Genomic DNA, 13,588 nt, shown 5'->3' on the forward strand with positions numbered 1-13,588 from the left:
GCTCCCACATTGAGCGGTGTGATAACCACGGCCTCACTCGGCCTTGAGTTCACGCCACATGTGAATCTTGTCGAAATACTCCACGCCCACCCGCACCGCCAGCGGCTCCAGGCCGTACTGGATAAAGCCGCAGCGCCGGTACAACGCAAACGCAGCGTCATTGCCGGCGGTGACGGTCAACTGGATCACTTTGAGACGAGGATGCCGGCGCGCTTCAGCCAGCGCCGCTTCCACCAGCCGACGGCCCAGGCCCTGCTGCTGATACGCCTCGATCACGTACATGCCAAACAAGGTCACCTTGTGCCGCGCCTTTTCCCGAGGCTCGAACGCCAGGCCGACAATGCCTGCAAGCAGGTCCCCGGCAAACGCGCCGAGCAGCCGGTCCAGCGGGTTGTCGAGGCGTTTTTCCCACCAGCTCAGGGGCATCGCCGCACGCTCGGCGACGCTGGAGGTAAACGCCTGGGGATAGGCGTCATACGCTTGCAGCATCAATGCGCGATAGGCTTCGGCGTCATGAGCCTGCAGCGGGCGCAGGATCATGCGCTGAACGCGGCGCGATAAAACGGCAGGATCAGGTCACGGGTCAACGGCGCCAGCTGCAGGCCACCATCGCCAGCCGGGTCAATCCAGCGGATTTCTTCGATTTCTGCGGCGGGCGTCACGGCCACATCGATGTTTACCCGGAACAGCTCGGCTTCGACGGTGAAGCCTGGCTCGTTGGCGGCGGGTGCCGAGAAGTGGCCAAGGTAGACGGCGGCGTCCGGCTCGATGCGCAGGTTCAACTCTTCGAACAGCTCACGGGCCAGGGCTTGCACGGGTTGTTCGCCAGCGTCGATCTTGCCGCCCGGTTGCATGAAGGCCTGGGTGCCGCGCTTGCGCACCAGCAGGGTCTGGCCGTCATTCCCGATCAAGAGGGCGGCGGCGATACGAATGGTTGAGGTCATGGACAGGCTGCCTTGAATGCAAAGGCGCAAGGATCACATGGCCCAAGGTTACACCGCAAATCCATGCGGGAGAGGGCTTGCTCCCGACGGCGGTATGGCAGTCAGCTTACCTGGAACTGACCCGCCGTCATCGGGCGCAAGCCCCCTCCCACACGTCAATCGGCTGGAGCCTTGATGAACACGCTGTACCGCGCGCCTTCCATCGTCTCGAACGCAATCAACTTGTCCACCAACGGCAAATTGAGCGACTTGCCCGCATTGAGCAGCAACATGCCGTTGTCTGCATTCAGGTTGCGCGCCAGCACCATGCCCTCTTCCAGCTCGCGGGTGCCCAGCACCTTGACGTTGGGATCGCCCAGGGTCACGTCATTGAGGTAGGTGGCGCAGACCCGCACGAAGTCTTCCACCAGATTGGGGTCGTAGAGCCGCCCGGCGTATTTGCGGATGTACAGCAACGCTTCGTCACTGTTCATCTGGCGCTCCAGGATCAGGCCCTTTTGCAGCTCGATAAAGTCCACCGCCAGCTTGAGCAAACGCGAACCCGCAGGAATAGCATCGCCCTTGAGGTGGTCGGGAAACCCGCTGCCGTCCCAGCGTTCCTGGTGATGGCGGATCAGCCGTGCGGCGTCTTTCATCGGCTCCAGGGTCATCAGCAGCGATTCGCTCTGGCTCGGATAGGCACGATAGCGTTCGCGGTCGGTGCTGTGCAGCAGGTCCGAGGGCGCGGCGGTCATGCTGTCGCTCCAGCTCAGCTTGCCGATGTTGTAGAGCGCGGCGGCCATGGTCAGGTCGCGGTTGCTGGCGCTATCGACGCCGTGGGACACACACCAGGTGCGCACCAGCTCGATGATTTGCCGGTTGGTCTGCTTGGCGCGCGGCAGGCGCAGGTTGGCCAGCAGCGAAAACACCTCGGTGCCGGTGGCGTAACTGTGCTTGAGCTCTTCGTAGGCCAGGTCGAGCATGTCGGCGGTTTGCTGCAACTCACTGGTGCGCGCTGCCACGCGTTTTTCCAGGGACACGTTGAGCTGTTTCAGCTCTTCGTTCTGCTGCTGGATCAACTGCTCCAGGCGCGCGCGTTCACGCTCGGAGTGTTGGTGTGCCAGGGATTGGCGCAGGGCCAGCAGCAGTTCCTCATCCTTCCAGGGTTTGCTCAGGTAGCGGTAGATCTCGCCTTCGTTGATGGCTTTGACGATCAGGGTCAGGTCGGTTTCGCCGGTCAACAGGATGCGCACGGTGTGCGGGTATGCCTGATGGATATGCGCCAGCAGCGAGGCGCCGTCCATGTCCGGCAGGCGCGCGGCGCTCATCACCAGGTCGACGGGATGACTGGCCAGAATGGCCAACGCCTCAGCGGCACAGGTCGCGCTGTGCAGCGCAACAGGCTCCAGGCGCAGCAACTGCGTGAGGCGCTGCAACACATCGGGGTGGGCATCGATCAACAGCACCACCGGGCGCTCGGCCTCGGTGAACGTAACGGACTCTCCCATGGAATACCTCGGATCGTCGGTGTGCGCTCCTTACGGTCTGGGCAACTGCCTCCTGGCGGACAGTGAAGAGTTTAGTTGGGTTTTCATGAACTGAACCGAACGAGGCGGAGCGTTTGAGACATTCAGTAATATCCAGACTTTGCAATTGCTTACAAATACCGCCAACCTGCGCCCGCCCGACGCACGGCCTGCACCACCCTGCGCGCGCCTGTCCCTACTAAACAATTTGTTCATAGAGCCCGCTGCCATGCTGAACGGACGCGACCCGCGCATCGATTTCTTTCGGGGCCTGGCGTTGATCTTCATTTTCTGGGATCACGTCCCCCACAATCCCCTCGGTCAAATCACCTTGCGCAACTTCGGCTTCAGCGACGCCGCCGAAGTGTTTGTGTTTCTGGCCGGTTACGCCTCGGTGCTGGCGTACGGCAAGGTGCTGCAACGCGAGGGGTACTGGATCGCCGCGTTGAAAATCCTGCGGCGCACCTGGGTGCTGTACGTGGTGCATATCTTTTTGCTGGCGATGCTGATGGGCATCGTGTTTTTTGCCAACAGCCATGTGGAAACCCGCGACCTCGTGGCGGAGATGGGCCTGACGCATTTCGTCACCCACCCGCAACAGGCGCTCACCGATGAATTGCTGCTGCGCTTCAAGCCCAACCTGATGGACCCGTTGCCGCTGTACATCGTGCTGCTGGCCGGGCTGGCGCTGGCGTTGCCCCTGATGATGCGCATGACCTGGGCGGTGATGGCAGTGTCGGCCACGGTGTACCTGATGGCGCCCTGGATGGGCTGGAACCTGCGGGCGATTGCCGACGGCGTGTGGTACTTCAACCCGGTGACCTGGCAGCTGTTGTTCGTGTTGGGCGGTGCAGCGGCGATTCACGCCAGCCGACCGCGTCCGGTGCACACACGACCGCTTGCCAGGCAACCGCTGTTCGTACTGGCGGCGCTTTACACGCTGATCGCCGGGGTGATCACGCTGGCCTGGCGCTGGCCCGAGATCCACGATGCGTGGATGCCAAGCGCCCTGAGCGACCTGTTGTACCCGATCAGCAAGACCGACCTTTCACCCGTGCGCCTGCTGCATTTCCTCGCGCTTGCCTACGTCACCGCCAAGCTGCTGCCGGGACGTGGCTGGACGCAAAACTGGCTGGCCCGGCAAACGTGCCGCATGGGCCGTTATTCGCTGGAGGTGTTCTGCCTCGGCGTGCTGCTGGCGCCGTTGGCCGACATGGTCAACGCGCTGACCGGAGATACCGCGACCCTGCAAATTGGCACCGCGTTGGCGGGGGTCGCGCTGATGGCGGCACTGGCCGCATGGCTGGAATTCAATAAACGCCTGAATCAACCGGAGCAAGGTCGCGAACCGCTAAATACATAGCCCCGGCAACCAAAAACGACGTGCTCCCATTAGCCTTCAACTCAATGCGAAGGCGAGCACACGTGACCACCTACAACCTCCTCAACGACCTGTCCGGCAATCTGCAATCGAGCACAGAATGGGGCCAGCAACAGGCGCTGGAACTGATCCAGCGCAACGTGGTACAGGCCATGCACACGCTGAGCGCACAAGAGCAGGCCGACTACCTCACATTGCTGCGCGAAGCACAACAGGCGCTTGCCGACCTCGAAGCCAAGAAGGCCGCGCTGATTTCGGCCTTCAAGACCGAAGGCATGACGCAGTTGCGCGCCAGACTCGATGGCCGCGATCCCGAGCAACTGCACTTCGAAACCGACTACCTGCAAAAACGCGAGCAACCCTTCCCCCTGGACCCGCCGGTGCGTGTACCGGAATCGCGGCCGCGCCGCGCCTATGACGAATGGCGCCATACACTGCACACCAAACGTGTCACGTTGTGGGAAGCCGCCTGCCTGAACTTCGGCTTCACCCATTCCGTCATACAGGACTCAGGCTATAGCCTGGTGGAGTCGAGCAGAATTATCGGCCCCGGTAAGCCGCTCGACGCCCTGGCATTCATCAACATTGCCCGCGAACTGAACCTCGGGGGCCAGTTGCAAGTGCGCCTGCAGACGGCCCTGGCCGTCAATGGCAATCTGCGCAGTCTGTTCGTTAGCGCGACCCGGGCCATGTTGCGCTTCGAGCTGCTGGAATCATGGCGTACCCGGGCCGCCACCGGCCTTGCGCAATCGATGTACGACACCCTGCGCAACGCCCTCGAACCGGACGGCCCGCCGCTGGATTTCGACACCCTGAACCTCAACGGCGCGCCCACCCCCATCGTGGCCGTGCCCTTCGTACCCTGGGAAACCTCGATCCCGTTGCCACTGCTGGTGATCCGCGTCGCCAGCCTCGGGGTGGTGTCATATTTCCCCCTGCGCCCCGGTGGCGCGTTCCGTTATCACGCGGATGCCAAGGGCGCGAACAGCAGCCTTCGCCAGCAACTCAAGACCAGTCATCAGCAACAGGACCTGGGCTGGTTTTCCCGGCAGTTGCCCCTGATCGGTATGTCGGTGTTCAAGCCACTGCTGACCCAGGAGCCGCGTCCCGAGGGCATGAGCTGGCTGGCCTCAAAGCTGTATGACGGGTTCCACGAGGTCTTCCCGGAACGTACGCTGGACAGCGTGCGCTTCTCCGCCGACGCCAAGACCGGGCGCACATTGTCACTGGTGAACACATTGGTCGGGCGGCATATCCAGCGCTATCAGACCGACCTGTCCAGCCTCGCCACCACCCGCTCGGAAGCCGACTGGAAGGCGCTCAAGGATGGCGTCGCAGCGGTCGCCGGGGAGATCCTGCAACTATTGCTGACCCCCATGCCCGGCGGTGTCACCGGGATGAACCGGATCATGCAACTGGCGGTGATGGGCAGCATGACCTACAGCCTTGGCCAGGGCCTGGATGCGGCGGTCAAAGGCGAAGCCGGCAGCTTCGCCTCGGCGCTGTCGGATGTCGCCGATCTGGCCATCAGCGGCCGATTGATCGGCGTGGCCGGACGCGCCCATCGACGGCGGATGCTCAACTACCTCGACAGCCTGGGCAACCCGCGCAAGGTCACGCGCGCCGACGGGGTCGATGAGTTGTGGCGGCCCCACGCCCAGCCCTATGCCCATGCGTCGCAGCACCTGCTCGACGGCCGCGAAGCGGACTCGCTGGGCCTTTATCACGTGCAAGACCGCACCTATGCCAAGCTGCACCATGCCGACCAGACCCGGGTGGTCGAGGTCAGCCACGACGCAAACACCATGCGCTATGTGCTCAGGCACACCAACGGCGGCCTATACACGCCGCCGATCATTTTCGAGCCGGCCTTGCAGGCGTGGGTCTTCGACCTGAATAACACCCACACCCTCTCCGACCCCCAACTGCTGCAACGCATGCTGCCCAATGGCTCGGACATCATTGCGGTTGCCGATCTGGAACTGATGCTGCGCAGCACAGCCACCACCCGCACGACCCTGGACGCCGTGTGGAGTGCGCAGCCTGCCCCGCTCAACCTGATCGAAGGGGTGCGGCGCATGCAGGCCGACCAGGCGATTCGGCAGATCGCCGAGCGATTCAATGAACCGGGCTACCTGCCACCCCACGCCGACGGCCTGGTGTTCAGCCTGTTGACACAATTACCCAACTGGCCGGCCGACACCCTGCTCAGCGTGCGCGACGAACAAGGCAGGGTGATTGAAACCTACAGCCCGTCGGCCAAGCTCTCCGCCAAACCGCACAGCGTAAATCTCACCCGGCAGGAAGACGGCCGCTACGCCGATGTCGACAACCAGCGTCTGCCGCCCGGTACGCTTGACCCGCTGCTGCGCCTGATCATACGGCAACAGCCCGCCACCTCGACCCTGGGCAAGGACGCTGTGATTACCCATACCGAAGGCCAGCGTATCCAGGCCGTGCGCCAGCAGGTGGCGACGTTGGCCGGCCACGAACGCACGACCCTGTTCAGCACCGTGGTCAACTACGACGGTTACGAAAAAACCGACCTGGTCCCCCCCGCCGAGGCCCGCCGCTTCTTGCCGCTCAAGGCCTCGCCACGGCTGGTGGCGCCTGCCCCCTTGCTGAAAAAACTGCGCGACCTCAACCGCCCGCTCGCTCCCACAACCCTTGAGCGCCTGCTGGAACAGCAACCCCTCACGGCCCGTCAGCAAACCGCCTACTTGCAACACGGCACCCTGCCGGTCGAGTTGCGCGACCTGATAGACCAACAGCGCACCGTGCTGCGCATCGACGCGGTGATTGACGGCCTGTACCACCCACGCGACTACGCCGAAGACACTGACCAGTGGGCGAGGGAATTTGCCGCGGCGCTGATTCGCAACACTCTCAAACGCCCATTCGTCATTACCGAAACAGGGGGCCAAACCCCCTATATCTCCACCGGGCCCGACGACCTGACCGTCGAATTGCGTCACTACGGCGCCGGCGACTACCGGGCCTACGACATGCGCAACGGCGGCGAGATTCCGGTGGCGCCCGTCGTCGACAGTTTCTACCTGGCCATCGGCTCGGTGCTGCAACCCCATGAACGCCAACTGCTGGGGATGACCAGTGCTAGCGATGCCAAGGGTTTGCGCAAGACACTGGGCGACTACATGGGCGCCCAGCGCAGCCCCGACAGATTCGTCAGCCTGGTCGACCGCTCGTTGGTGCAATACGAACAACAACCGAAGCTGCCGCCGGACATGAAGCCCGCGACCAACGGCGTCTTCGAGTTCAACACCCGGGTCTACCTGCCCTTGCTGGGCGCGCTGTATCAGATCATGTTCGATAAAAACCTGTTCAAGTGGCGCCTGGTCCATCCTAAAAAATCCGGTGTCAACACCCCCACCCTCGAGCAGAACGGCGAGGGTGCCTGGCGCCTGTCGAGCGACAACCCCATGACCTGGGACGACCACAGCCTGCTCTATCGCCTGGGCAATCAGCAGTACTTATTCACCCAGGAAATCGCCGGCAAAATCATGGCGTTGACCGACACGTCCCCCGAAGCCCTGCGTCAGGTTCACTGCACCGCAAAGCCCGCGCCCCCACTACTGGCCGACACCTGCAAACGCTTCAAGATCGATCACGAAATCCAACTGTTCATCGAAGCAATGCGCACCGACCCGACCGCCGCGCCTGCGCGCCCCGAGCTGCAATTACTGGTGCTGACCGCGATCAAAGGCTGGCCGGCCGACCATGTGCTTCAAATTGTCGACAACGAGCAGCGCGTGCTCAAACAATACCCGGACAGCAATCTGCCAAACGTCCAGGCCGTCAAGGTGACGGATCAGGCTTACAACAGCGGCAAGCTGCTTCCAACCGTGCTCGAGCACGACAAAGTGTGCGCAGGCCTGCTGGGCGAGACGCCCACTTCCCACGACGAACGTCTGTTCAAGCTGGTGGAAAAAATCCTCTCGTTCACCGAGCAGGAACGCGCAAAACTGCTCAATTCAATCTATGCACGCAGCGAACGCGATGGCTCCGAGCAAGTGCAGCGCCTCAAGGCCAAGTACCCGAGCCTGCCTGCCAGCACCGCCAAGGTCATCCTGGGTCACGCGACGTCCCGGGAACTCAAGCAACTGCATGAAAAAAACCAGGTGGGCCTGCGGCTCTCGGAACAGGCTCGCCTGTCGAGCCACGACCTGCGGTTGAACCGGGCCTTCGAAGGCCTCTACCTGCCCTCCTGCGCCAACGCGGACAGCGACAAAATCGCCTTGAACCTGCTCAAATCCCTGCCGGACTGGCCAAAAAACCTGCGTGTCGATATTCATCAAGACACCTACCAGGGGCCATTGCTGGAAAGCGCGGGGCACCTGGACGGTACATCGCGCCGTCGGCTGGCCCGCAGCAACCGTGCGTATCAAGCCTATGACGCTCAAGGTGGCACGCTGGGCAGTGCGTCGAACTCACTGCTGGAGGCGTTGGCACATCTTCTGTCTGACAGCGAAAAGGCGTCCCTGGGCATCACCGAGCAGGGTGACGTGTCAGTCTGGCGCGAGCAGATCGTCGCCCTGGCCCTCGGCCGCCGCATTGAAATCAAAGGCTGGCTGGACCTGCCCCACCTGCAGCCCTGGATGCAGCCACCCCTGCACGTCGACCGCTCGTTTCTGGCGTACCCGATATGGGGATTGCGCTGGCTTTCCGGCGGTAATGGCGCACCCGACCTGATCTCCAGGGCCCGCGAGCTGTACCCCAGCCTGAGCAGGCGCGAAGCCCGGGCCGTTATCCGCTCGATGAACCTGAGCGAACCCGCCGCGCTGATCGAACTGGACAGGCGCAAGGCCGAATACGACGCCATGGACACCGAACTGAGGCGCTGGGCGCAAGCCCCTCAGTCGGACAATGGCCCCAACGACCTTCTCGAACTGCAAAGGGAAAACCGCCTGTTCACGGCCGAACTGCTTCGCCAGGCCTGGCGGCGCGATGGCCGGCATACCTACGTGCACGACCTGTTCTTAATACCCTCGCTGGAGCTGCGGATAGACCATGGTGGACTGCCTCCCGCCTTGTTCCTGGCAGGGTTGACCGGCTTCGCCCACATTGAGCACCTGGCACTCCAGGGCAGCGCGTTTCCCGACAGCGCCGACCTCTTTCTGCAAAAGTTTCCGGGGCTCAAATCACTGCACATCCGGTGCGGCATGACCGAACTGCCCACCGCCATCACCGACATGACTCAACTCATCTCACTGGACCTGTCCTACAACCAGTTGGTGCTGACCGAAGAATCGTCGGCACGCCTGGCCAACATGACCCGCCTGCGATACCTCGACTTGAGCCACAACAGGCTCGCCATTGCGCCCAACGTCAGCCGGCTCAGTGAGCTGCGAAAACTCAACCTGCGTAATACCCGGATTACCCAGTGGCCTTCCGGCACCTGGCAACTGACTCAGCTGTGGTCTCTGTTCCTGGAAGACAACCTGATCAGCAGCGTTCCCGAGCAGGTGTTCACGGGCCCGCGGTCAATGACCGAAGGCGAGACCTTCCTGCATGGCAACCCGCTGTCCGACACCGCCCGCCGGCGAATTCGCTACGCCGTGGCTCCCAGGCCCATCAACGTGGACGCGCCGCAGGCTACGCTGCACAACACGCCGGAGTCTGACGACATCAACCTGTGGCTCACCGGCGTCCCCGCCACCGACATAACCGAACGCAGCTGGTTGTGGGAGCAGTTGCGCGCCAATGAAGAAGTACGCGCCGACGATGTGTTCCAGGTACTCCGGGACCTGCCAGAGACGTTCGCCTACAAGGCCTCGACCGACGCCAGGCAAGCGCTCACCACTCGGGTCTGGACCTTGCTGCAGGCCATGGGCGATTCCACCGAATTGCGCAACAACGTGTGCCTGAACACCTATGGGGCCGGGACGTGCGGTGACAGTGCACTGCTGGCCTTTACCAATATGGAACTGGAACATCGGATCCACCAGTCCAAGTCACTGAGCCGCACCTACGAAAGCGACCGGGCGTTGATCGCCTTGTCCACCGGGCGCTTCTACCTGAACCACCTGGACCATATTTCCGACAAGTTCATTCATGCCCGAGAACTGGCTGGCCAAGAGGTTGACCCGGCTGAGGTCACGATTTTTTTCCGCGCGCGCCTGGCCAAGGAGTTCAACCTGCCCTTTTACCCACTGGAGTTGCTGTACACCGTTGAAAGCTACGTGACCCCCGCAGTGCTTGAAGACGCACGCACTCAACTGCAGCGTCTGGGCAAAAGCCCGGCCTTGCAGGAATGGCTGCTGATGGAAGCGTTCTGGATAGAGTACTTGACCAAGAGTCACCCGGAGCCCTTTGCTACCGTGAAAGAGACCATCGAATACAAAGTGCAGTTATTGGAAAAACAACTGCCATCTAAGCAGTCGGACGAATACCTGGAGCGACGTCAGTCACTGGTTGACCTGGAGAACGACGAACACAACCGCCTGGTGCGCCAGCTCACCTTGGCCACACAGGCCGCATTGCGACGTGTGAGCCAAGCGTCCGAGTAATTTTTCACACAGCGCCGCCAGCGACTACGCTTCATTCAGGTCCAATCAATCGGCGTGAAGGGATCAATCGACTATGGGCGCTTTATGGCAAACCGATTCGAACAAAGCTGCGGTAGACACCGACAGCGCGGATCAGCCGCCCTTGCCACAAGGCCCCCGCTCGCGAGCGCAATGGTGGCGGCTGATGTGGCTGGTGGTGGTGATCGCGCTGGTGGCGCTGGGGTGGTCCGCGAGCAACGAAATGCGCACCTCGCGCTTGCAAGCCGAGCACTTGAGCCCGTTTGCCGCGTCGCTGGATTACCGCGTGGAGCCCGGTGCCAGCGACGCGATCATCTACCCCGGCGCCGGCCCTTTCGATCAGCGCCTGGGCTACAGCGCGCTCGATGAATTCCTGCCACGCCTGCTCAAGCGCAACTACCTGATCGCGGCGCAGGCGCGCTTCTCCCCGGCCTTGATGGCTTACGCCCAGCGCGGGCTGTACGTGCCCTACGCCGAAAAAGTCCAGGCCGGTCTGAGCCTCACCGATTGCCACGCTGAGCCGCTGTACAGTTTTACTTACCCGCAACAGCTGTATGCCAGCTTCGCCGCGATCCCCCCGCAGGTGGTGCAAAGCCTTTTGTTTATCGAAGACCGCGACTTGCTCGATCCCCAACACCCCACGGCCAATCCGGCCGTGGACTGGCCGCGCTTCGCCAGGGCTGCCGGGTCGCAGGTGGCCCGGCTCCTGCATCTGCCCGGGCAAACGGCCGGCGGCAGCACCCTCGCCACCCAGTTGGAAAAGTACCGCCATTCGCCCGACGGCCTGACCCTGTCGGGCGGCGAGAAAATCCGCCAGATGATTTCCGCCAGCGTCAGGGCCTATCAACCGGGGCCGGACACCCTGGCCAGCCGTCAGAACATCGTGCGCGACTACCTCAACACCGTGCCGCTCTCGGCTGTGCCGGGGCACGGCGAAGTGCATGGCATGGCCGAAGGTTTGCGGGTGTGGTTCGGCGCCGACTTCAATCAGGTCAATGCGCTGCTGGCTGACGATGCACCGCAGGACCTCGCGCCAAAAGGCCTGGCCCTGCGCCAGGTGCTGTCGCTGATGATCGCCCAGCGGCGGCCCTCGCACTATCTGAACAAGGGCCGTGACGAACTGGCGCAATTGACCGACAGCCATATCCGCCTGTTGGCCCAAAGCAAGGTGATCGACCCGGCGCTGGCCGCGGCCGCACTCGCCAGGCATGTCACCTACCGCGACTGGCAACAGCAGCCGACGCTGCAGCCGGTGGACACCAACAAGGCCATCACCGTCGCGCGCAGCCGCCTCGCCAGCCTGCTCGACCGCCCGCTGTATGACCTGGACCGCCTCGACCTGGCCGCCAGCAGCACCCTGCAATACGACCTGCAAACCCAGGCCACCGACTACCTCAAGCGCCTGGCCGATCCGACCTTCGCCGGGCAGATCGGCCTGCTCGGCCCGCGCCTGCTCACCGCGCAAAGCACGCCCCAGGTGCGTTACAGCTTTACCTTGTTCGAACTGACCCCAGGCGGTGCGCGCGTGCGGGTGCAAACGGACAACACCGACCAGCCCTTCGACATCAATCAGAGCAGCAAACTGGAACTGGGCTCTACCGCCAAACTGCGGGTGCTGACCACCTACCTGCAGATCATCAGCGAATTGCACGGGCGCTACGCCGCGCAACCCGCCGAGGCGCTGAAAAAAATAGCGGTGACCGAACAGGATGCGTTGTCGCGCTGGGCCCTGGATTACCTGATACGCAACCCCGAGCGCAGGTTGTCGAAGATGCTCGACGCGGCCCTCGACCGCACCTATTCGGCCAATCCCGGCGAGGCGTTTTTTACCGGTGGCGGCCTGCACCGCTTTCACAACTTTCGCAACGAGGATAACGGCCGCAACCCGTCCTTGCGCGATGCGTTGCGCGAGTCGATCAACCTGCCATTCATTCGCCTGATGCGTGATGTGGTGCGCTACGTCACCTACGCCAATGAGAGCACCAGCGCGCAATTGCTAAAGGACGACAGCGACCCGCGCCGCCAGGAATACCTGGCCAGATTCGCCGACCGTGAAGGCAGCGCGTTTCTGCTCAAGTTCTGGAAAAAATACCGCAACAAGGACACCCAGGCGCGGCTCGACACGTTCATGGACAGCCTGCACCCCACCGCTATCCGCCTGGCCGCCGTGCACCGTTACCTGCTGCCCCGGGCCAGTCAGGAGAACTTCAACAGCTTCGTGCGCGCGCACCTCAAAACCGCCGACACGCTCAGCGACCAACGCCTGGCCACGCTCTACCAGAGCTACGGTCCCGGCGCCTACGACCTGCCGGACCAGGGCTACATTGCCAAGGTGCATCCGCTGGACCTGTGGCTGCTCGGCTATCTGTTCAACCACCCCGAGGCGACCTTCACCGAGGTGATCAAGGCCAGCGAGTTCGAGCGCCAGGAAGTCTACAGCTGGCTGTTCAAGAGCCGTCACCAGAGCGCCCGCGACAGCCGTATTCGCACCATGCTGGAGATCGAAGCCTTCCTCGACATCCACCAGCGCTGGCAGGCCGTGGGCTACCCGTTCGATCACCTGGTGCCGTCGCTGGCCACCGCCATCGGCAGTTCCGGCGACCGCCCCGCCGCCCTCGCCGACCTGATGGGCATCATCCTCAACGACGGCGTGCGCCTGCCCGTGGTACGTATCGACCAACTGACCTTTGCCGCTGGCACCCCTTACGAAACACACCTGGTCAGCGACCCTGACCGCGCGCGGCGGGTACTGCCCAGTGAAGTCGCCACGGCGTTGCGCGGCGCGCTCTCGCAAGTGGTGGATGCTGGCACGGCCAAGCGCGTGGCCGGCAGTTTCAAACTGGCGGACGGCACGCCACTGTCGATGGGCGGCAAGACCGGCACCGGCGATAACCGCATCCAGGCCATGGGCGCCGGCGGGCGCCTGATCAGCTCAAAAGCCGTCAATCGCACCGCGACCTTCGTGTTCTACATCGGCGAGCATCACTTCGGCACACTCACCGCGTTCGTGCCCGGCGCATCGGCCGAGCATTTCACCTTCACCTCAGCCTTGCCGGTGCAGGTACTCAAGGGCATGGCACCGATCCTCACACCGTACCTGCAACCCGGCGCGAACACGCTGTGTGTGGCGCGCTGAAAAAAGGGTGGCATCCCGGTAGTTTTCAGCGCTGAAATGTTGACCGTTAGGCACGCCTAACCGACTAATTTTTAAGC

General features: G+C 62.9%; 6 protein-coding genes. 3 read left to right on the top strand and 3 right to left on the bottom strand.

What is annotated here, in order from left to right; translation table 11 throughout:
• Positions 1–33: 33 nt before the first annotated feature.
• From ACXX81_RS17210 to nosR, 3 genes are all read right to left on the bottom strand, one after another.
• Positions 34–540 (bottom strand): GNAT family N-acetyltransferase, encoded by a 507-nt coding sequence (locus ACXX81_RS17210; RefSeq protein WP_209989198.1) that lies wholly within the window; start codon positions 538–540, stop codon positions 34–36.
• A complete protein-coding gene (locus ACXX81_RS17215) occupies positions 537–944 on the bottom strand; it encodes an NUDIX hydrolase (RefSeq protein WP_458572101.1) in 408 nt (135 codons plus the stop codon). Before ACXX81_RS17215 ends, ACXX81_RS17210 begins: the two co-directional genes overlap by 4 nt.
• Positions 945–1,099: 155 nt before the next feature.
• Positions 1,100–2,431: a response regulator c-di-GMP phosphodiesterase, NosR family gene (gene nosR / locus ACXX81_RS17220; RefSeq protein WP_458572102.1), complete on the bottom strand. Its 1,332-nt coding sequence runs from the start codon at positions 2,429–2,431 to the stop codon at positions 1,100–1,102.
• 247 nt (positions 2,432–2,678) lie between these two features.
• Between nosR and ACXX81_RS17225 the strand changes: the two genes are divergently transcribed.
• The 3 genes from ACXX81_RS17225 (at position 2,679) to ACXX81_RS17235 (ending at position 13,511) form a co-directional block, all read left to right on the top strand.
• On the top strand, positions 2,679–3,812 hold the full coding sequence (locus ACXX81_RS17225; protein ID WP_458572103.1) for an OpgC family protein: 1,134 nt from the start codon (positions 2,679–2,681) through the stop codon (positions 3,810–3,812).
• Positions 3,813–3,874: 62 nt separating this feature from the next.
• Complete coding sequence (locus tag ACXX81_RS17230; protein WP_458572104.1) at positions 3,875–10,357, top strand: NEL-type E3 ubiquitin ligase domain-containing protein; 6,483 nt, start codon at positions 3,875–3,877, stop codon at positions 10,355–10,357.
• A 73-nt stretch (positions 10,358–10,430) separates the two neighbouring features.
• A complete protein-coding gene (locus ACXX81_RS17235; protein WP_458572105.1) occupies positions 10,431–13,511 on the top strand; it encodes a transglycosylase domain-containing protein in 3,081 nt (1,026 codons plus the stop codon).
• Positions 13,512–13,588: the final 77 nt, after the last annotated feature.

The sequence above is a fragment of the Pseudomonas sp. GNP013 genome, assembly GCF_054343995.1.

Excerpts from the sequence above, each read along its gene's own strand:
- ACXX81_RS17210 (WP_209989198.1), bottom strand. The coding sequence starts at position 540 with ATGATCCTGCGCCCGCTGCAGGCTCATGACGCCGAAGCCTATCGCGCA.
- ACXX81_RS17215 (WP_458572101.1), bottom strand. The coding sequence starts at position 944 with ATGACCTCAACCATTCGTATCGCCGCCGCCCTCTTGATCGGGAATGAC.
- nosR (WP_458572102.1), bottom strand. The coding sequence starts at position 2,431 with ATGGGAGAGTCCGTTACGTTCACCGAGGCCGAGCGCCCGGTGGTGCTG.
- ACXX81_RS17225 (WP_458572103.1), top strand. The coding sequence starts at position 2,679 with ATGCTGAACGGACGCGACCCGCGCATCGATTTCTTTCGGGGCCTGGCG.
- ACXX81_RS17235 (WP_458572105.1), top strand. The coding sequence starts at position 10,431 with ATGGGCGCTTTATGGCAAACCGATTCGAACAAAGCTGCGGTAGACACC.